This is a genomic window from Flavobacterium sp. GQ95, assembly GCF_059758655.1.
Map to the genome: position 1 here is coordinate 110,408 of NZ_JCAXEB010000015.1, position 22,101 is coordinate 132,508.

The 22,101-nt window shown below is 36.9% G+C and carries 12 protein-coding genes; 1 reads left to right on the plus strand and 11 read right to left on the minus strand.

The window, feature by feature from the left end:
• Nucleotides 1-113 precede the first annotated feature (113 nt).
• The 6 genes from AC6CH4_RS22690 to AC6CH4_RS22715 form a co-directional block, all read right to left on the minus strand.
• Nucleotides 114-1,646 (minus strand): glycoside hydrolase family 43 protein, encoded by a 1,533-nt coding sequence (locus AC6CH4_RS22690; protein ID WP_498107051.1) that lies wholly within the window; start codon nucleotides 1,644-1,646, stop codon nucleotides 114-116.
• A gap of 143 nt (nucleotides 1,647-1,789) precedes the next feature.
• A complete protein-coding gene (locus AC6CH4_RS22695) occupies nucleotides 1,790-3,844 on the minus strand; it encodes an NPCBM/NEW2 domain-containing protein (protein WP_498107053.1) in 2,055 nt (684 codons plus the stop codon).
• Between the two features lie 138 nt (nucleotides 3,845-3,982).
• Nucleotides 3,983-5,449: a cellulase family glycosylhydrolase gene (locus AC6CH4_RS22700; protein WP_498107055.1), complete on the minus strand. Its 1,467-nt coding sequence runs from the start codon at nucleotides 5,447-5,449 to the stop codon at nucleotides 3,983-3,985.
• A gap of 120 nt (nucleotides 5,450-5,569) precedes the next feature.
• Nucleotides 5,570-6,796: a glycan-binding surface protein gene (locus tag AC6CH4_RS22705; RefSeq protein WP_498107057.1), complete on the minus strand. Its 1,227-nt coding sequence runs from the start codon at nucleotides 6,794-6,796 to the stop codon at nucleotides 5,570-5,572.
• A 19-nt stretch (nucleotides 6,797-6,815) separates the two neighbouring features.
• Nucleotides 6,816-8,396 (minus strand): RagB/SusD family nutrient uptake outer membrane protein, encoded by a 1,581-nt coding sequence (locus AC6CH4_RS22710; RefSeq protein ID WP_498107059.1) that lies wholly within the window; start codon nucleotides 8,394-8,396, stop codon nucleotides 6,816-6,818.
• A 26-nt stretch (nucleotides 8,397-8,422) separates the two neighbouring features.
• Nucleotides 8,423-11,611, minus strand: coding sequence for a SusC/RagA family TonB-linked outer membrane protein (locus tag AC6CH4_RS22715; protein ID WP_498107061.1), 3,189 nt, complete (start codon nucleotides 11,609-11,611; stop codon nucleotides 8,423-8,425).
• Nucleotides 11,612-12,068: 457 nt separating this feature from the next.
• Between AC6CH4_RS22715 and AC6CH4_RS22720 the strand changes: the two genes are divergently transcribed.
• The gene (locus tag AC6CH4_RS22720; RefSeq protein ID WP_498107063.1) at nucleotides 12,069-12,209 is read left to right on the plus strand and encodes a hypothetical protein; all 141 of its coding nucleotides are present in this window, start codon (nucleotides 12,069-12,071) and stop codon (nucleotides 12,207-12,209) included.
• Nucleotides 12,210-12,434: 225 nt separating this feature from the next.
• Here AC6CH4_RS22720 and AC6CH4_RS22725 read toward each other — a convergent pair whose 3' ends face one another.
• From AC6CH4_RS22725 to AC6CH4_RS22745, 5 genes are all read right to left on the minus strand, one after another.
• Nucleotides 12,435-13,808 carry a glycoside hydrolase family 43 protein gene (locus AC6CH4_RS22725; protein ID WP_498107065.1) on the minus strand — a complete coding sequence of 458 codons (1,374 nt, stop codon included), beginning with the start codon at nucleotides 13,806-13,808 and terminating at the stop codon, nucleotides 12,435-12,437.
• 59 nt (nucleotides 13,809-13,867) lie between these two features.
• Nucleotides 13,868-15,457: a glycoside hydrolase family 43 protein gene (locus tag AC6CH4_RS22730; RefSeq protein ID WP_498107067.1), complete on the minus strand. Its 1,590-nt coding sequence runs from the start codon at nucleotides 15,455-15,457 to the stop codon at nucleotides 13,868-13,870.
• 517 nt (nucleotides 15,458-15,974) lie between these two features.
• Complete coding sequence (locus AC6CH4_RS22735; protein WP_498107069.1) at nucleotides 15,975-19,925, minus strand: hybrid sensor histidine kinase/response regulator; 3,951 nt, start codon at nucleotides 19,923-19,925, stop codon at nucleotides 15,975-15,977.
• A 388-nt stretch (nucleotides 19,926-20,313) separates the two neighbouring features.
• Nucleotides 20,314-21,852, minus strand: coding sequence for an alpha-N-arabinofuranosidase (locus tag AC6CH4_RS22740; RefSeq protein WP_498107071.1), 1,539 nt, complete (start codon nucleotides 21,850-21,852; stop codon nucleotides 20,314-20,316).
• Nucleotides 21,853-21,902: 50 nt separating this feature from the next.
• Nucleotides 21,903-22,101: glycoside hydrolase family 97 C-terminal domain-containing protein (locus tag AC6CH4_RS22745; RefSeq protein ID WP_498107073.1), on the minus strand; the 199-nt coding region annotated here is incomplete at its 5' end.

Genomic DNA, 22,101 nt, shown 5'->3' on the forward strand with positions numbered 1-22,101 from the left:
AATCCGTTTTTCAAAAATTAACAATACTAACATTTACTATTTACCACTATTCGGAGCGATTTCAAAATTGGCTATAACTAGTTATAATTAGCATCAAAAACCGGCAAGCTGAATTAATCAATGAATTTCCATTCATCAAACAAAAAATCTTCTCCATTGAATACAAAATAGATATTCGCTGTTCCTTTATCTATTTTCTGTTCTATTTTCTTTGAGAGCGTAGTCCAGTCCTTTCCATCAGATATAATGGAAACAACAGCTTTATCTTTAAGATTATTTAGATAAACATCGATTCTGCCTTTACCTTTCACTCTGGCTTCAAATTTGGCAGGAAGCTGTTTGCTAAAATCGGCTCCACGGACCATCAGACATTGTTTATCTGCTTTTCCTTTGGCAACCATATTACCAACATTACCAGCAGCTTCAAACTGAACCCGACCCGAAGTACCTCCGGTAGTTTCTGCCTGCTGAAGAACGAATGGATTTAAGAGGTTAATTTGTGACGGACCTTTAAAAGTTGCTTTGCCCATTTGGATATTCACATTCTCTTCATCCACCTGCATTTCTTCGATACCTACATTACGAAAACCGCCCTTGGTGCCAAAATAATCCTGCAAATACATGGCATGGTAAGCAATATAATATTTCCCTTTAAACTGGAACAGATGAGTATGATTGTTTGTTAAAGGCCCCACGCCAACGTCCCCGGTATTTTTAAAGTAATTATCGCGATACGTCCAACTATCCGGATTTAATGGTGTTTTAGTCGTCATATAGGACATACTGCATTGGGTTGGTTTATCTTTATTCGTATAAGGCCATTCAGTACGCTGTTCCCAACTTGTATTATAGGTATAGGCCCAGGTTCCATTGATAAAATTAAGGTCGCTGGCCTCAAAAAAATAAGGAGCGGGTATCTTGGCAACGTCACTTGCCAAACTGATCATATCTGATCCTAATTTGACGATTCTGGAATTGTCCGGCATATATTTCGTTTTAGGCGTTCCGCCTCCAAAAGTCAGCCAGCCTGTACCCTTGTCGTCTATCACAACTCCCGGATCGAACGGAGCTTCGCAATCTACTCCCGAAACAGAGCGGTCGACTATATTCTTTCCTAATGGGTCACTCCACGGACCAACTGGAGAAGTGGAAGTAAGGACGGCTGAACCAACACCGCTATTGGAGTAATATAAATAGAAGTGCGTTTTACCATCTGCTTCCAGTCTGGATGTAATGGAAGGCGCCCAGGAATTCTGACTCCATGGTGCCAGCTTTGCAGTATCTATGAGACCATGATACGTCCAGTTGACCATATCATCGGTAGACATCATGACCAGTGTATGGATATGCTCGTATGAATTTTTCCCATCCTTTCCTACATGCTCATACTGTTGATGATCATTTGTGGCATACACATAAATTCTTCCATTGTATTCTACAGCAGTCGGGTCGGCCGTAAACATAAAATCTAATAATGGATTCGCATTATCCGAGGTAAGTTTCGGCGAAACATTTGCAAATTTTTCCGTCAGGTTTTCTTTTTCTTTTTTTGGTTTACCTGCTTTAGTCTGCGCTTCTGTGCATTCTCTTCCTCCCATAAAAGCCATAACAATGACTGTACTTAACAATACTTTTTTTCTAAACATGCTTTTTTATTTTTACCCAAAAAACGGATACTCGTTAAGGGTTAATTTCAATTAATTAATTATCGTATCACTGGAATCTCTGTGTCAATTCCCAGTACCCTTTTTTACTTATAAAAGGGGGGCGGTTAAGAAATTTTATCCTGCTATTTAACCGGCATAAATTTGTACAGAGCCACTCCATGCACCGGAACCTTCAGCGAAAGAGCCTCTTTGTCTGCATGGATTGTTATAATATCTTTCTGGCGCCAAAGATCACGCACCTTTTGCTTTCCTGAAATACCAAGTTTTTTCAGATCCTTGTACGAGATATCTACTTTCTCCAGACCGAAATTGCAAAAGCCGACTGTACGACTGCCATCCTCTAAATCTTTTACGTAAATACGTAAATCACCTATAGTCTGAACACAGGTAGCCTGTTTGCCAAGAGCATCCTGATTAACAGCAATTACTTCATCGTTTGTCAATAAATTCAGGGTAAAGGCATCCAGTTTTTCCAAATCGCAACCCAGTAGCAGCGGAGTAGAGAAAAGGCTCCAAAGGCTGACGTGAAGATATTGCTCATCTGGTTTAAGTTTGGTCGGATGCAGGTTACCCCATCCTACGGTTCCTACGACCAGCATGTCTGCATCGTTCCAGTTACCGGGTTTAGCGAAGGCTGCAGACTGATCCTGCGCTAATGCAATGCCTTTAACGTTGGACCAGGTATCCAATATATCATTGGTTGTACGCCAGCTGTTTCCTCCTACCGAATCACCCCATTTCCAAACATCCGACATTCCGTATTGACACAGGCTGAAAACAATGTCACGAGGTTGCTGACGGATATACTCTCCCATTAATTTGTATGGTTTAACTGCGGTAGACAATTGATAACCTCCATTATACGATATGGAGATTACTTTATTCGGGTCGTTATCGGGTAGTCCATTTAGCGCCCCTCCGTAGCTACACCAATCGTATTTCAGATAATCAAAACCCCATTTGGCATAGGTTTCAGCGTCTTGCTTTTCATGACCATAACTACCAGCACAGCCACCACAGGTCCAAGGGCCAGGACTGGAATAGATACCGATCTTCAAACCGAGACCGTGCACATAATCTGTCAGGGCTTTCATATCTCCAAACTTTTTATTAGGAACTATAGTACCAGACTCGTCCCGCAGCTTGCCTTGCAGGGAAGGATCTGTCGAATCGCGGTTATTTTGCCAGTAGTCGTCAATATTTACATAATTCCATCCGTAATTTATAAGTCCGCTTTTCACCATTACTTCCGCAGCGCGTTTAATTTTTTCACCAGAAACTTCATGGGCAAAACAATTCCAGCTATTCCATCCCATTGGCGGGGTAAGTGCAATTTTATCACCACAGCTAATACGCAAACTTTTTTGGGCTATACCTTTCGCATTCTTTGCCTTCAATTGAATAACGTAAGTGCCGGCTTTTGCAAGCTTGCCCGTGATAAGTCCTGTTTTTTGATCCAGCTCCAGTCCCTGAGGCAACCCGGTAACCTGAAAGGTCATTGGCCGTTCGCCGGTAGCCGGTATCCTGAACTGAAACGGCGAGCCCGGACGGACACCGAAAACACTTGCACTATTAATCTTCGGTTTTGCCGATGGCTTAGGGGTAAGAATGCAGGGTTCACTTGGGACAGGATAATAAGTAGCAAAAGTTGATACGCCTGCCGCCTCAAATTTAGCATCAGCCCAATTGGCATGATCGCTGCCACCATCTCCTGCGTCTGTTACCCGCAGCTCAACTTGTTTCACACCCGAAAGTTTAACACTACAAAGCCGGGCAGCATCACCTTCATGCATTACACCGCTCGCCCAAAGCTTCTCTCCATCACCGAATACTATAAACTCTACGGCGGGCTGACGTCCTTTCACTTCATCATCAATGCCAACCTGTGCGGTAAACGAATTTGCCTTACCATTAAGTTGGATAAAAAGAGAACTTTCTGCGTGTGTGCCGAAGCCACGCTCAAAGGTTTTGCCTGCAATGGTCATGATGTTGTCATCAACCGTCCTGTTTTTTTTAGGTAAACCCCAGCCCTGTGAAGTTACGCTGAGATCCAGTTCATCTAACCAAACCGTTTGTGCGGAAAGAGTACCGCTAACGATCAGCAGTAAAATAATTTTATAAAAATGTTTATGTTTCATTTTTTGTTTATTTTTAGAATCAATAAATTTTAAATTCATTGTTTCATTGAGAATTCTTTATAAGTAAATCTGTGACTCCTAAAAGTCACAGATTTTTTAAATTCAGTCCTTGCTTAATGGTACCAATACCTGATACCCTGCGAAACTGTATTTTATTTAGTTGTAGTGTCTTACTTTTTACTTACCTCCTTTAATGATGGCATCTAACATAGCCTGGTCTTTTACCTTATTATTAGCTCTGTCTAACATAAAACCTATCTCCCACCAGAATGGCACAATACCATTCGCTTTAGCCTGTTTCGTCACATAATAGGACCAATAATCCACAGATTTGTTGTGCATTTCCATATCCTTAGGAACAGGCTTGCCCAGGCCTGGAGTTCTTCTCCAGGTTGCATACTCGCCCAGCATCACAGGGATACCTTTATCAACAAATTTTTGTTTCATCTTTTGGAATTCAGAATCAATCACATCCTCTTCTCCAAAGGTGGCATTGCGTTCCGGCTCAATAGTAGAATGATTCCCAGCTCCCCAGTAATAAATCATCTTACCCCAACTTACATCTGCATCTGTTACTATCGTAAATAAAGATGGCGTGTAGTTATGTACCTCAACCATCAATTTGTTAGGAATGTTGTCTGTTGGCATCGTATTCATCAGATCAAAAGTTAAAGTGGCATCAGTTCTGGGGCCCTGTACAATCAGCACCCTGTAACTGTTTCTGCCTCCGGTGGCACGAACTGCTTTGATGAATGTTTCGTAGTAACCATTAAGTATGGCCATCTGCTCGGCATTTTCAGCCGGAGGTTCATTTGCACCGGCAAATATAAGGTGCTCATCAAAATCACGCATGGTTGTAGCAATCTGTTCCCAAATCGCCTTTTGCATTGCATTAATGGACTCTTGCTTTGCCTTAGTGATATTATTATCAAGCCAGCCATTATCCGCGTGAGCATTTAGTATCACATACATATCATTATCCACACACAATTTAACAACTTCTCTCACGCGGTTAAGCCACGCAGGGTCAATTTTTGCTTTTGTCGGATCGCTTAAATGGGTCCAAACCCAGCCACATGGAATCCTTACAGAATTGAAACCTAATTCTTTTACAAATTTCACATACGATTCGGTAATTTTACTATTCACCCACTCAGCTTCGGTTGGTGCTTCCATGGTATTGCCAAAATTTATTCCCAAATGCATTTTTGCAGACAATTGCATCGCCGTACTACTCATTCCTGTTTCGTCGGGAGCTTTAGGTGATAAATTATAGGTTGGATATAAATTACCTCTTTGTGTAATCGTAATTCTTCGGGCCTGACCATTTTCCGCTTCAATAGTTAGAACAATAGAGCGGGTAAATCCGGTTTCATTACTTAAAACTGTAAATTTTGTTGCAGTAGTTCCACTGCTGCCGCTAGCTTTGGTTAATTGCAACCAGGATGCTGCCGAATTGCTAACACTCCATGCACTGTTGGCTTCAATGGTGATGTCTTCTGATGTACCTCCAGCTGGCTCAAAAGAAACCGTTTTTGCTGAAACCGTTAATTGTGGGGCTTCGTCCTCATTTTTTGAACAGGAGACCGAAAATGCTATAATGATCAGCAGCAGTACAATTTTATAAAAATGTTTAAGTTTCATTTTTTGCTTTTTAGAATTAATAAATTTTTATTTAAGACCTGCAGAAAAGTGTAACTTTCATGAAATAGCTGCAGGTCTTTATTATTACTATTAATTTGTTATTGAATTAAAAGATTTTTGTTATTTGATTTTCACAATCCTGATATTATCAATCCCTGCACGAAGACCGGTTGTGCTTGATTTGTCTGAGGTATTGACAGCAAAGAAATTTATAGTCTTCTTTTTTGAACCAAATAATTCTGAAAGGCTTGCTGCCGAATTACCCGTACCGTCTATTCCATCCTTTTTTGTGCGGAACTCAGTCAATGGGATTGTTACTGTTACCCATTTTCCTTTTGTAGTGAAATTAGCTGTTTTAGTTACTGAAAGTTTCCATGGTTCAAAACGCGCTAAAAAATCCCAATTGTAATCTCTAACAATAAACATCGATATGCCATTCCAGTCTCCGGGAACATTAAGTTCAAACTTAAGTACAAATTGATCTATATTTAAACCTAAATCAGCAGCTGAAACCCATTCTGATCCATTTTCGATGTTAATGCTTCGACCACCTTCCCACCAGGCTCCGTTACCAGCATTAAGAACAGGAGTGTCTAAAATAGGATACCATCCATGGTTACCAGGGAAAGCGGGATCATTATTACTAGTCGATGTACCCCATGCCATGCTGCCAATAGTATCAAAATTACAAAGCATACCTGTCGTAAGATCATTAACATTAAATGTTGTTAGAATTTCACCTGATGCTGTAATTATTTTTAAGGGACCGCTTGTAATAGTAGATACTGGAAAGCTAATTGCAGTTCCATCCTCTTTTGTTACATAATCAGTTATTGCCACCCCTCCAAAACTGAGTTCGCTTATAAGGAATAAATTGGTTCCAAATACAGTAACAATCTCACCTTCAACCGGATTTTCGTTTGAAATAGCAGCAAGCGAAGGTGGTCCGGCAACGATATCGATATTGAAAATTGTAGAACCACTTGCAGTAGCCACCTCAATAGTATTTAATAGATTTTCAGGAACTGAAGGAAATGGAATTACATAAGGCAGCTGTACAACAGCATAAGTATCTGAAAACAGTCCTATATCGAATGGGATTGATACACCATTGAAAGCAATTTTAACTGCACTTTTAAAATTTGATCCTTTTAAAACTACCCACTGACCAGGCACCAATTTATTTACAAGAGTATCATTGGGAGCGGCAGCATAATTCCTAACCTCTGTAATAACAGGCGCACCATTTAAATTATCATCATTATTACAAGATGTTAACATTATAATAATCAACATCATGCTTAAAAAAAGCAAATGAGTAACACGGTTAATTAATAATTTTTTCATGTTTATATATTTTTTATCACTATTCATAATAAGATACTGATGGTTCGTTCAATTTAGGATTAGCAATCACCTCTACTGCAGGCAGCTGTAAAGTAAAAGTCGCGAAGGTAGCAGGGGAAATGGGTCCAATAGGATCAGTAGGCGTAGCTACCTCAGTATCACTATTATATTCAAATCTTACTCTTTGCTGATTACTAAGAAGACCAACTGCTTTTTGAGGATTATAATAAGAAAGTCTTACCAGATCAAACCAATATTGTCCTTCGCAAGCAAATTCAAGCCTTCTCTCATTCAGGATAACATCTGTATTAAGTACAGTTACCGGATCAACACCAGCTCTTGTTCTTACCTTATTAAAATACAATAAAGCATTGACATCACTTGTAGTGGCATTATTACCAAGGATAGCCTCAGCATATATTAAATAAATATCTGCCAATCTTAATAATGAATTATGCTGTATGGACCCCAAAAACGTCATTGCAGGAGAATTGTTATCTGCCTCATTACCAATAATATGTTTTTTCATACCTGGGCCTGTGGCCGTATAACCACCACCAGCAGCGTTCAATTCGGGATAGTGGTCTCCAGTAAGCATAAAAGTCGCTTTACGTCTTATAGAATCCTGCTTAGAATAAGCTACATACAGATCATAACTAGGTGAAGGAGCTCCCCACGCGCCATCTTTTTGAGGATTAATATCTTTGCTCGGAGAGTAGGTCAATAATTGATTCCCTTCCATCCAGCCACTAGTAACAGACCATTGCAGTGCAAATAATGATTCCGGGTTATCATTGAATTGTGTTCTAAAAAGATCTGGATAGCTTGGAAGCAAAGTTAAACCACTGTTTTCGATTACATCCTGTGCATACAGTTTTGCCTTGTTTAAATATTCCTGATTACGATTACCTCCCAGCTCTCCTAATCCGGACATTGTTAAATATACTTTACTTAACATTCCCTTTGCTGACCAGCTGGTAACTCTGCCTTTACTATCAGTTGCAGGAAGATTCTCGACAGCAAAAGTTAAATCTTCTGTAATAAATCGGTATACATCTGCTGTTCTATTTTTATTTACCAAAGGCGATTGTATCAACTTTGTATTATCTTCAATAATAGGTACTTCTCCCCACAGCATTACAAGATGATAGTAGGCCATCGCACGTATAAATCTTGCTTCAGCCAGACCGGCATTTTTATCTGTGGCAGTAACTGTTGCCGGCGTATTTTCATTGATAGCCTTAATTGTACCATTACAGTGTGCAACTATAGTATATAGTCCTGTCCAGCCGTCTGTTAAACGTTGGTTAGATCCTGAAAGGGTAAAAGTATTAAGCTGTACTAAATCTGCACCTTGCCACGGTATTACAAGGTTTCCGCTTAAAATATCTCCTAATGGAATGTATGCTATATTATTCCATTGTGCCCATACTCTGCTATAAAGTGCTGCCGTAGCTAATCTGATCTCTTCTTTTGTCTGATAAAAATTTTCAGTACTTATCTCTGACTGAGCAGGGCGATCCAGAAAATCATCCTGACAACCAGTCAAAACCATTATTCCTAAAAGGGCTGAAACAGTTATTTTATATATTGACTTCATATCTCTCTATTCTATTAAGTTTATTTTTATTTAGTTAATCCAATATTAACTCCCAAAGTAAATGTTCGGGCTTGTGGATAAAAGCCATAATCAATTCCTGCCTCTAGCGGATTCCATGAACCCACTTCCGGATCCATTCCTTTATAATTTGTAATAACAAAAGGATTACTGACATTAACATACACACGTAGAGAACTTATATGTATTTTTTTCATCCAGTCGTTTGGCATCGTGTACCCCATAGTCATGTTCTTACATCTAAGAAAAGATCCGTTTTCGACGTACTTGTCAGAGAATCGATGATTTCTATTACTATCGTTATTTTTAAGCCCTACGATTGTAGTATTTGGATTGGTAACATATACGTTATTGACATCTGAAGCCGAACCATTTGGATCAATTAAAGCCAAATTAGCATGATCATTTAATGCTTGCAGGAAGCCAAATTGTGTTGAAGGATTTTCTCCGTTAATCCTTAATCCATTTATTACTTCATTACCTATATTGGCACTAAAGAAAATGTTCAGATCAAAACCTTTATAGGTAAAAGTATTACCAAGCCCTAATTGGCAAACCGGAATAGGAGAGCCTAAATAGGTTCTGTCCTTTTCTGTAATTACACCATCACCATTTAAATCTTTAAATTTCATGTCTCCATACCATACCCCACCAGCGTTTGGTGTAATTGGCAAAACTGCCCCATTTGTATCTGTAGGCAAAGCATGCGTTTCAAAATCCTTTGCTGTTGCAAATATCCCATCTACTTTATAGCCGTAAAAGTCACCAATAGAGCCACCTACACGAGTTTCAGCAACTACTTCATTACCACCATATTTTCCAAGCAATGAAGCGCCGTCTGTATTTAATTTTAATACTTTATTTTGATTATGTGATAAAGTAAAATCAGTGCTCCAGCTAAATTCATCTCCGTTTCCGATTATATTTCTTGAATTCAAATGAAGGTCTATCCCTCTGTTTCTAACAACCCCAACATTTACAAACGGAGGATTAATTATTCCTGACCCACCAATTGTTCCGGAATACAATGGTAAAGGAAGTTGCAGCAAGAGTCCATCTGTCAGACGATTATAAACATCAACTGAAAGATTAAGTTTCCAACCAAAAAGTGATGCATCGATTCCGGCATTACTATATTCTGTTTTTTCCCATGAAACTTCACGGTTTCCTAAATTATTAATAATTTGTGCATTACCTGCCAAAGCAGTTGAAGTTGTCCTTAATGTAGTTATATAAGCATTGTCCCTAACATTTTGGTTATTGGTAGAACCATAACCTACCCTAAACTTTAATTCATTGACAGTTTTTGAACCTTTTAAAAATTTCTCATTATTTAATTTCCAGGCAAATGCTCCTGAATAAGTGGTTACCCAGCGATTTTCTGGCGCAAATTTTGAAGAACCATCTGCACGCGCATTTACGGTAAACAAATATTTATCATCGTAAATAAAATTAACACGCCCAAAAAAAGATTCCTGTGCATTGTCTCCTCTGGTTCCACCATTGGTTGCTGTTGCGGGATCGCCGCTGCCTATATTAGTAACACTGTTTGAAATGAAATTTTTTCTTGCTGCAGAAACATTTTCAAACTGGAACAACTGTGCCTCATGTCCTCCCAGTATGTTAACATTATACTTGCTTTTAAACACTTTAGCATAAGTCAGGAAACTTCTAAAAGTGGTAAAATACTCCTGACTATAAGAATAAAAAGCATCATTTACTAATCTCTCCGCTAACCCAAACTTATAAGTAGGGCTGAATCGGTCTTCTGTCCTAAATGAAAAATTCCCTGACACTTCATTTCTAAAGGATAAATCCTTTGTAAATGCTATATCTGCATAAAAATTACCAAACATCTGATTTCTTTTGGGAGTATTTACATTAGTAAGTGCTAGAGCATATGGATTTACACGTTTATTAATCCATCCTTCACTGCTTTCTTCTCCTGCATAACTACCATCAGGATTTTTTACAGGGATATCTGGCGTCTGACTTAATGCCTCTGCAATAACATTTGAACCTGTTGAATTTACATTCTCATCAATATGGGTCAACTGTAAACTAGTTCCTATTTTTAACCAGTCAGTAGTTTTGTTGTCTAAATTTAATCGTATCGAAGCCCTTGTAAACTCAGATCCCAGTGCTATACCTTCCTGATTAAATAAAGATCCGGACAATAAATACTGCGTTTTATCATTACCTCCACTTAAAGTTAGGTTATGACTTACTACAGGAGCCTTTCTGAACAATTCATCTTGCCAGTTTGTACCCTCACCTAAATAATTTGGATTAGCAAATTCTGCTCTTTTATCAAACCCCCAAACAGCTGCCCTGTCGTTAATAAACTTAGCATACTCTCTTAAATTCATAGTTGGATATTGCTTAATCAGCTCCTGATATCCTGTTGAAAATTCATAAGTAATTTTTGGAGCTCCTTCTTTACCTCTCTTGGTCGTAATAACAATTACACCATTAGTGGCCTGCGAACCATAAATTGCTGTTGCTGATGCATCCTTTAAAACGTCAATAGACTGAATATCTGAAGGGTTAATTGTGGATAAGGGGTTTGTACCATTAGCTCCACCATAACTTTGGCCAATTATAACGCCATCAATTACATACAAAGGAGAGCTGCCACCAAAAGAAGACAAGCCTCGTATCTGGATATTAACTCCTCCTCCCGGTTGACCGGAAGTCTGCTGCACTACTACCCCGGCAACTTTACCCTGTAAAGCCTGGTCAATTGTTGTAGGACGCGTTTTCATAAGGTCTTCTCCCGATATTGAAGATATTGCTCCGGTAAGATCTTTCCTTTTTGCCTTGCCATAACCAATTACGACTACCTCATCAAGTGCTTTACGGTCTTCTTTAAGGCTAATCTTTAATTTGCTCCCTGTAATCTTTACTTCCCGGCTTACATAACCCAGATAACTTATAACAAGTGTTTCTCCGATTTTAGCATCAATAGAAAATGAACCGTCCAAATCAGTAGATACACCAGCCTTAGCTCCTTTGAGATTAACATTGACACCAAAAATTGGTTTGCTCTCTGACTCATCTAATACAGTACCTGTAATTTTCATATTAGAGTTTTGAGCTGATGCCATGCTAAAAGAACAAAGCAGAACCAGTACTGCATATTTTTTAAAGAGTTTCTTTGCTTTTACAAAGCGTTGAATTACATGTTTTTCATTCATAATTAAGTGGTTTTAGTTAGTTAGTCAAGTGGTTTTTTTCAAATAAAAATGTATTGGACAGAAATAATGGCATCACTATTTCATTTGATACATTTTCGATCTATTGGGAACAAATTAACAATAATGCAATCCCAAACGACGGTTCATTTTGTATCTAAAAACGGTATCAATTGTTGCAATGTTTATGTTTGTAATAAAAAAATGACTTTATTTATTCTGTTTTAATATTTTATATCATAATAAATTATCATTTCAACAAGAAGATGTTTTGTACAGAAATCCAGATTAAGACTCGTCTTTAACATTAAGTTCACACATGATAATTCTTTCGCGTGAAGGCAATGTCACTAGATTTTTGAAGGAAGAACAATTTAAAGAACTGTAGATTATTACAAACAAGCGAAACTCTTATTTGCTATCAGATTAGTTGTAACCGCAGCGATATAGTTAACGACGTTTGATTCCTCAAACCAACGATGTAACAGGATGGAATTTGTCGACAATACAATTGCTGAAGGCTTCCTTAAATTTTAAAAACGAAATTGATTTATGGGAAGATAGTAATGCACAAAGTGAAAATGAAGCTAAAAATCTTTGAATACTTCTGCAATAGAAAAAGAGAAATTTAAATTAGTAAAGCATTGAGAAATTACTTTGACTAAAGTCTAAAACGGGGTAGAATCAATCCAGAAATCAATATCAAATACCGAATTCTATTTGATTATTTTTATGATCAGGATGCGTTAATCTATATTGCTGTTCAATCTTAAAAAATCCTGATTTAGATTTTTTAAGATTGAACAGCTTGCTTTTTTGTGAAAAATTATTTTAAGAATTTCCAATAATCAAAATACAGTATATCAGTCTTGGCTTTTCCTTTAAAAACAAAATATAAATCGTGAATTCCCGAAACTTTTTTAACATCAATTGTTTGCAATGTCCATTTGTCATTGCCTCCCTTCATTGGTACATTTACGGTTCCAAGTAACTCACCGTCTTTAGTATTCAATCGTATTTCCATTGAAACATTTTCGTTTTGCGTTGTGCCAATTCTTGTAGTGAATTTCGAAGCACCCTTTTTACCGAAATCCACCTCTTTTACTTTGACAAAAGCGTCATTGTATTTTGCCGTAACAAAATTACCAAACCCATTATCATTCATTGACTTCACTCCTTCAGACCAGGCAATGGTTTCGGCTTCAGTTTTATCATAAGGATTTAATGGACTTAAACTCTGTTTAATACCTTCTGTCATATTCATTTGCACGATCGAACCATCTTTATTAAACCTGGCTTCTTCTACACAAACTGAACGGGTAAAACCACCACCTCCGGGCAATGCACCATTGTGATAGAAAAAATAACTCTTTCCCTTAAAATCAATTATGCCGGGATGATTGGTAAAAGAACCTCCTTGTGTAGGCATGACAACGCCTTGATATTTCCACGGTCCCGTTATACTTTTACTTGTTGAATAACCAATATGTTCCGGTATTGGTCCAGCGGCAAAAAATAAATAATACAGACTATTGCGTTTGTACAGCCATGGCCCTTCCTCATAAGTGGTAGGTCTTTCATCATTTTTTTCTCCTTCACGTTTACCAAAAGATTCCAGAGTGTTGGGCATTTGTTTCACTTCACCCGAACAGGATATCATGTCCTTATTCAGTTTTACGTAATACAAGCCGGGATTTCCCCAATATAAATACGCCTGTCCATCCTTATCAATAAATGGAGTAGGATCAATATCATTCCAGGGATGATGATTGATCAGTTTCTTGCCAATAGGATCTTTAAATGGACCATAAGGACTATCTGAAACCAAAACTCCTATGCCTCCGCCATGCGTAGGACAATATAAATAAAATTTACCATTTCGTTCAATACACTGAACTGCCCAGGCGCCATTATCCTGCTTTGCCCAACTAAAATCTTTTAGAGAAGCAACTATTCCATGGTCTGTCCAATTGACCATGTCGGTTGAGGTATAAAGTGACCAATTGAGCATTTTAAAACCCTTGCCGTCAGCATTGGCATCGTCTTCATCATGGCTTGTATACAGATACACTGTGCCGTTATGTACCATTGGTGCAGGATCTGCAGTATAATTGGTCTGCACAATAGGATTCTGTGCTTCACCAATCGAACAATTTAAAATCGTTATAAGTGTTACTATAAGTTTATAGGTATGTTTCATTTTAGTTATTTAGTTAATACAAATCCTGCATTTGGTTGGATAGTTATTCATGATTTATCTTAGTTTTTAATCCTGAACCAGTCAAAATCAGCATAACCGCCTATTTCTTTTGTAGCATAATTAAACAAACTAAAACGATAGCCCATAAAATGCGGAATACTATATTTCATCTTCAAAGGTCGACCTATCGGTTTCCAAACTTTTCCATCAAGACTGTAAAAGAAACTAGCTTCATCTTTCCCATTAAGAGCGTAAAGGCTCTTAGCTTCATCATTCATGCCAGTAAAATCGCAATCGATTCTGAAGTAAATTTGGTCTTGATCCAATGGAATTCGCTGTACTTCGACAGGCTTATCATTATCAGTAGTGATCATTACTATTGACTTTTGACCTGCGTCAATTTTAACCCCCACTGATCCATACTCTTTTTGGAAAGCTGATAATCCGGCAAAATCGCCATCTTTCATTTTGGAAACATCCAGAGCAACAGAAGCTGAGCTGGTTGGACCAATAGTACGTTGTGTAAGTGTGTTTCTGGCCTGAAGAAAATCAGTGTCGATTCTTCCTGTTTTGAGGCGCAGGAATCCTTTTCTTTCCCTTACAGACCACAGCGCATTATCCGGATTATGATTCCATTGCCATACTAAAGGCAGTGCCGCCTGTCCTTTTTTTCGATTGAATTCATCAGAAGCAACCAAATTCGGAATCAAACCTTTACTGGCTGGCAGGTCTACTATTTCCGGGACTTTTCCGTTTTCTCCCAATACAGGCCAACCGTCTTCCCACTTAACAGGAACGAGATAAGGAACGCGGCCAACAGCAGCATAATCCCGGAAAAGATAAGAGAACCAACGTCCATCGGGAGTGTCTATCAATCCGCCCTGAGCAATTCCTCTATCCTGTAAGCCAACTTTTCCTTCCCAGGGACCGTTGATATTATCTGCCCTGTGTATAATTACAGTTCGCATTTCACCGCGTGGCGCACAAATATTAAATAGATAATATTTCCCATTTACTTTAAACAATTGCGATCCTTCAGCTGCAAGACCTACTTCTTTTCCTGTTGGTGCACTGGCGTTTTCGATGAGCACTCGCTCCAGAACGTCTTGTTTAATTCCTGTCAGATCATCATTTAATTCAACAATTTTAAGTTTGTCTGCGCCATAAATTAAATACACCTTGCCATCATCATCAAAAAACAAAGAATGGTCGTGGAGGGATGGCTTAAAAGAAACTCTTTCCCAGTTTCCTTTTTCTATATCTTTTGTTTTAAAAATATAGGTTTCACCTGGTATGTCATGTGCAAAAGTGGATACGTAATACATACCGTTGTGGTAACGCAAACTACTTGCCCATGAACCTCTGCTATAGATGTTTTTTCCTTCTGTTAAATTTAGCGCCGGCAAGTCTGCCAAAGTATCATAAGCATAGTTGATGATTTTCCAATTGACAAGATCAGTCGATTTCATAATGGGCACACCCGGATTCATATGCATCGTTGTACTGCTCATATAATAATTTTTACCAACCCTGATCATAGACATATCAGGCACATCGGCAAAAATTATTGGATTTTTGGCTTGCGCCAAGGCAACGGCCTGAACAAGCAAAACAAGGAAGGCTAAAATGAGCCTAATTTTTTTTTTCATGGGATAAAAGAATAATGGAGACTAAAACTTACTTGATTTTGCTGATAGCTTCAACAAATGAATAGCCGAAAGCGACGAGTAGTTTTTTTCTCATGGTTTAAAAATGGGTTGATAGTTAATAAATGATTTCTTAAGCAAACAAAGTAATAAGAAAACCATGCCACACAACGTTTCCTTTTGTATCGCAAGAGTGCACAAATTGTATTAAATAAAAAACCTGTACTATCAAATACATTTATAAATCAATTTGAAATTGTATGAAAGTATGTCAATAAGATTTGGAAATAGTATAATTCATTGACCTTTTGTTTTGTTTGTAAATTGAATAGCCTCCTGCTTTAGCTGGAAGTCGAAGTAGAAAGCAAAAAGAATGGCTTTAACCAAATTTCTGTAAAGATGTTTAAACTTACAGCTTATTTGGCTAAAGCCTTCAATGTAATGTAATTCGGTTGACCTCCGGCTAAAGCAGGAGGCTATTCATATTTTTAGGCATTTAATAATTCATCTCCAACAGCCATTATTGCTGTTGTTTATAAATACGTAAGTATTCCGAAGGTAAAAAACCAAATTCTTCCTTAAAGTACTTAGCGAATCTTTTCGGCGAATTAAAACCTACTTCGTATGCTATTTCGGCAATTTGCATTTGGCTTTTTTCGAGAAGCTGACGTCCGCGTTTCAATCGTATCGTTCGAATAAATTCTATTGGACCTTTACCCGTAATGGCAACTAACTTTTTGTATAAATGACCACGACTTAGACCTAAAGCCATACTAAAGGATTCAACAGAAAATTCAATATCGCTTATATGTTCTTCGACAACCTTAATAGCCTTTGCTATCAGGGCTTCATCTAAAGAGGTAATGGTAATTTCTGAAGGAGAAACATCTAACTTTTGACTAAACGAGGCATGACTTTTCTCTGTCCATTCTACAAATTTTTGAATACGTAGTTTTAGCAAATTAAAATTAAAGGGTTTAGTGATATAATCATCCGCGCCCAGTTCCAGACCTTCTACTATATGCTCTTCAGCGGTACGTGCCGTCAATAGAATAACGGGAATATGAGACCAGTGGATATTTGTTTTGATCTTTTTACAAAGTTCTATTCCATTCATAACAGGCATCATTACATCGCTCACAATAATGGTCACATTAAACTTTTGCAGCAATTGCAGTGCCTCTTCTCCATTATTAGCAGTTATTACAGTATAGGAGTCTTCAAGATTATCTTTAATAAATTCACAAAAATCATTGTTGTCGTCTACAAATAATAATATTTTTTTATTTGTAACTCCATAAGCTTCCTCCTCTTGCTCAGTAGTAAATTCTTCCAAAATATTTTCTGATGAATATTCTTCGTCCGTATCTAAATCAGCCATTCTGACTGGAATTTGGAAGGTAAAAATACTACCCTGAGGAACATTATCTGTAACTGTTACCGTTCCTCCATGAAGACTGATATATTCAGCTACAATATGTAATCCTATACCGGTTCCAGTTTTCTCCTGTTCTTGCTGAGCCTGATAAAAGCGTTCAAAAATATGTTCTTTTTCTTTATTACTAATACCACGGCCTGTATCAGAAACACTAACACAAACATTATCTCCCGCTTTTTTTATATGGATCTTTATAGTACCTCCATCTAAAGTATATTTGAATGCATTTGAAAGTAAATTTGAAAATATTTTCTGAATCTTATCGCGATCAAAGGACATTTCTAAACTCTCAATATCACTCTTTAACAGCAAACTAATATTACGTTCTTCGGCATAAACACAAAATAAAAGGTAAATTTCATTGATAAAAGGAACAAAATCACCTGATTTTAAATTTAGTCGCTCTACTCCAACGTCCAGTTTATGAAAATCAAGCAATGAGTTTATTAATGTCATAAGCTGTTGTGCATTTTTATACATAACACTTAATTTCTTTCTCATACTTTCACTTGTTGCATCATTCAATAAAATCTGCAAAGGAGTTATAATGAGGGTAAGCGGGGTACGCAAATCATGACTAATATTGGTAAAAAATCGTAGCTTGATCTCATTAATATGCATTTCTTTCTCATGATCCATTTGTAAACGATGCTGCACGAGTTTTATCAGATGTTTTTCTTTCGTTTTACGAACAAAAAATATTAGTGCACCAATAATCAAAATGGCATAAATAATAAAAGCCCAAATTGAAAAATAGAAAGGAGGCATTACATTAATAGATAATTCTGTAGGGATGTTGTTCCAAACACCATCGCTATTACGTGCTTTTATTAAAAGTTTGTAATTACCCGTTGGAAGTGAAGATATTACTATTTTATTTTTTTGAGTTGGCAGCCATTGTGTTGTAAAACCTTCTATCTGATAAACATATTTCACCTTATCTGCATTCAATAAATTCCCTGTTGTAAACTGTAAGGAAATAAGTTTATCATCATGCCTGAAATTTAATTCTGAAGTTAATTGCATTGAATGCTCGAGCAGCCTTCGGCCATCATAGTAGGAGTCTACCTGAATAGTATTATTACCTACTGTCAATTCAGTAAATATAACTTTTGATGTAGACGGGTCTTTTTCATGCATTTTATTCGGGTTCAAAACTGTATATCCTTCTACATTACCAAGGACAATATCATTATTTTGTAATTTGTAAAAAGCGCGGTCATTAAAATAATTATTGGCAAGGCCATCTTTTACAGAGTAATTTTTACTTGAAAAAGTAAATTCTCCGTTTGTGGCCGGCCTCACGGTAAGTATTGAAAGTCCGTTGCTTGTTGTTACCCAGATATTATTGAAATTATCTTCTGTTATACCTTTAATTAGGTTATCGCATAAACCGTTCTCTTTATTAAAATAATACAGCGTATCCTTTTTTTGATTCCAGATAATCAGTCCATCATTATTACCTAACCATAACAGACCGCGTTTATCTTTATAGACATTTGAAATTTGATCCTGAGCGAAAGCTTGATTTCCTCTCTTATTGCCATGATATGAAATCTTTTTGTAATTGGTAATATCAATTACTAATAATCCACTTACAGTTCCAAAATACATTTTGTCACCACCGTCATAAAACATATCCAGCGCATAGACAATATCATCAAATGGATTAATTACAGAATTAAAACTATCCGAGTCTTGTGTTAATACCTGAATTTTTCCACCCAGTGGTCCTATCCATACATTTCCATAGCGGTCTTCTTTTAAATTCCAAATACTGTTACTAGTTAATTTGCTGTTCTTTGTTGTATACTGAATCATTTTGCCATTTTCATAACAAAAAAGCCCTTTTTGGTAGGTACCAATCCAAACACGATTCTTCCTGTCTTCCAGTATAGATATTATGGCAATGTTCGGAACCGGGAGTTTCCTGACCGCTTCTGATTTTTGATCTTTTATATATAGTCCGTTTCCATCGGTTCCCAGCCAAATATTTCCCTGATGATCTTCCATTATAGACATGATATCGGAACATTGGGGATGTCTGAAATTGATAAAATTCCGAAAACTTTCATGATAATAGGATAGTCCCTTTTTAGTATATCCAACCCAAATAGTCTCGCTGTTGTCTTTGTAAAGACACTTTACAGTATTCGATGATAGGCCTGTCTCGACCCATGGATCAGATACGAGATTTTCAAACCCATCTTTTCCCTTGTCATAGATAAACAATCCTTTGTGGTCTGTTCCTATCCAGATCTGTCCCGGTTGATTTTCGATAATACTGGTTATATGATTGGCCTGCGTTTTTAATCCCGAAGACAATTCAAATCTTTTCCAGGGTTCGGCTGCATTCTTTTTGTAAAAAACCTGTTCGCTTTTATCCGAACAAATCCACAAACCTTTATTGCTGTCTATGTAAATTATATTGAAAGCACTAATAGCATTTTGTTTAATATAGTCCGGTAGTTCGATAAATGTCACAACTCCTGATTTTTTGTTCAGCTTAAAACAAACCCCTGAATCATACTGAATTGCATATAGAAATTCACCATTATCAGCAAAAGAAAATTCACCTTCTAAAGTTGTTTTTAATTGGAATACAGACGTTTTCTTTTTCCTGAAATCGTGAAAGAATATTTTCTTTTTATTGGTCACCCAGAGATTACGGTTTTTGTCGACAAAAACTTTAGGATTAAAATCCGTTTCTATACCCAGATTAAGCAAGAATAATTTTGGGTCTGAAAAAGAATCTTTATCTCTTTTATAAACCATATAAGAATATCCGAAGTCAATCCAGATATTACCGAGACCATCTTCCTGTAATTCAAGTATATTATTTGAAAACAATGCATTAGACACACCGGAATGCATCTTATAAACCTTAAATTCATATCCGTCATATCTGTTTAATCCAGACTCTGTGCCAATCCAAAGAAAACCGTAACTATCTCTTAGAAATGCTTTCACATTATTATTGGAAAGACCTTGTGTAGTTTCTAAATGATGAAAAACATAGGACTGCTGCCCCATAATATTTTGGAAAGAAACAATCCAAAATAATATCAGTATTGGTACGCAGATTTGTCTTATGTTTTTTTTCATATTAAAATAGTCAAACCGAAAATAATTATAAATAGCTAGTTTTTTAGACTAATAGTATGTATTTTATTAAATCAATAAAACTCCTGATAAAATTTTTATTTTCTTATCAGGAGTGTTTTAAGTAGATTTATTTAATAGAATTCATTAGGAAGCAATGGTACTTTTTATGATTTCATCAAAGGAAACTCCGGATTTCAATTTGTTTAGATGTCTTTTAATTAGCCGCTAACATTCAAATATAGCAAATAGTTTTATTCAATCTATCTTAAGCTTATTTCCAGTAGTTACAGGCAATCCCTTTTAATTACTGGCCGGTTTATTTTCCTTCCAGAACCACAACAGAAAAAGGCGGAATTGTTACTTCTAATTGACCTGCTTTTATAGAAAATTTATTAAAGACAACCGGGGCTATCTTGTTTGGATCTTCAAAAGTATTATAGTCCTGAATCTTTGACGAAGACAATACGTATCCTTTAATATCTTTGATTCCCAGTTCTTTTAAATCTATTTTGATTTTATTTTCATTTTTCAAATCAATATTCACAATTGAAATATGAGTCAAATTGGCTTTATCTTTTGAAGCTGAAACAGAAACAGCCGGCAATTCTTTTTTATCAAAAATGTATTTTGGCGACTCTATTTTTAAAGGAATAAGTTGAGCATCCTGATGCACGTTATACATTTTCATTACGTGATAAGTGGGAGTAAGTAACATCTTCTCTTTATTGGTCAGGATAACCGCTTGTAAAACATTTACTATCTGAGCCAAATTTGCTCCTCGTACCCTATCTGCATGATTGTTGAATGTGTTTAATGTTACTCCTGCAATCATAGCATCTCTCATTGTATTTTGCTGGTACAAAACGCCTCCTTCATCACCTCCATCGCTATCAAACCATCCTCCCCACTCGTCTACGATCAAAGCAATTTTCTTTTCCGGATCATATTTGTCCATGACGGCAGCATGTTTTTGAACCAATTCTTCCATTTTAAGAGCCGAATGCATCGTTTCAAAATACTGATTTTCATCAAATTTGATCGATGATCCTTTCTTTTCCCAATTTATAACGGAATACCAGTGTAAGGCCACCGCTTCTACCAATCCCTTTGGAATATCGCGCATTAAAACTTCTGTCCAGTGATAATCTTCTCCATTAGCTCCTGAAGCTATCCTAAATGGTTTAACAGCACCATCTGGCATAAAAGTGGCAAATTGTCGATATAAATTAGAATAATATTCGGCAGTCATATTTCCACCACATCCCCACATTTCATTTCCTACTCCCCAAAAAGTAACTTTCCATGGTTTTTCCCTATTATTTTTCTTTCTTAAATCAGACATGGGAGTTCCTGATTCATAGTTGACATACTGAACCCATTCTTCTAATTCACGAGGAGAACCGCTGCCCACATTTCCGGCCAAATAAGGCTCTGCTCCCAAAACTTCACACATATCCAAAAAATCATGGGTACCAAAACTATTGTCTTCAACAGCTCCTCCCCACCAACGATTCACAATACTTGGTCGGTCTTTTTTTGGTCCAATTCCATCTTTCCAGTGATAGGTATCAGCAAAACACCCACCCGGCCAGCGAAGATTAGGTACTTTTAGTTCTTTTAACGCCTTAATTATGTCATTACGAACTCCTTTTGTATTTGCAATATTACTGTCTTCTCCCACATAAAGACCTCCATAAATACATCGCCCCAGATGTTCTGCAAAATGACCGTAAATATGTTTATTAATGATGGTTTTATTTTCTGTTTTCTCAATTGTTATCTCTGTAACCTTATTTTGCGAATTAACATTTTGAAAAATGACAGCAATACAGGTTAATAAAAAGAGTTTTTTCATTTTTTGGTTGTTTGTTAGTATGTAGAGTTATTATTTTATCCTGCAGATTTTTATAAAAGCTTTTTGAAACGAATGGCTGCACCACCCGCACCTCCTAAATGTAATTTTAGAACATCTGAAGCTTTAACCGTCTTCTTAGAAATGGCAATTTCAGCCGGATTATGTGTTTCATCTGTTCCTTCTGCGTCAGCATAAATCTGAGCTTCATATGTTGCCGCTGGATCTAAAAAAGACAAAGCAACGTTTACG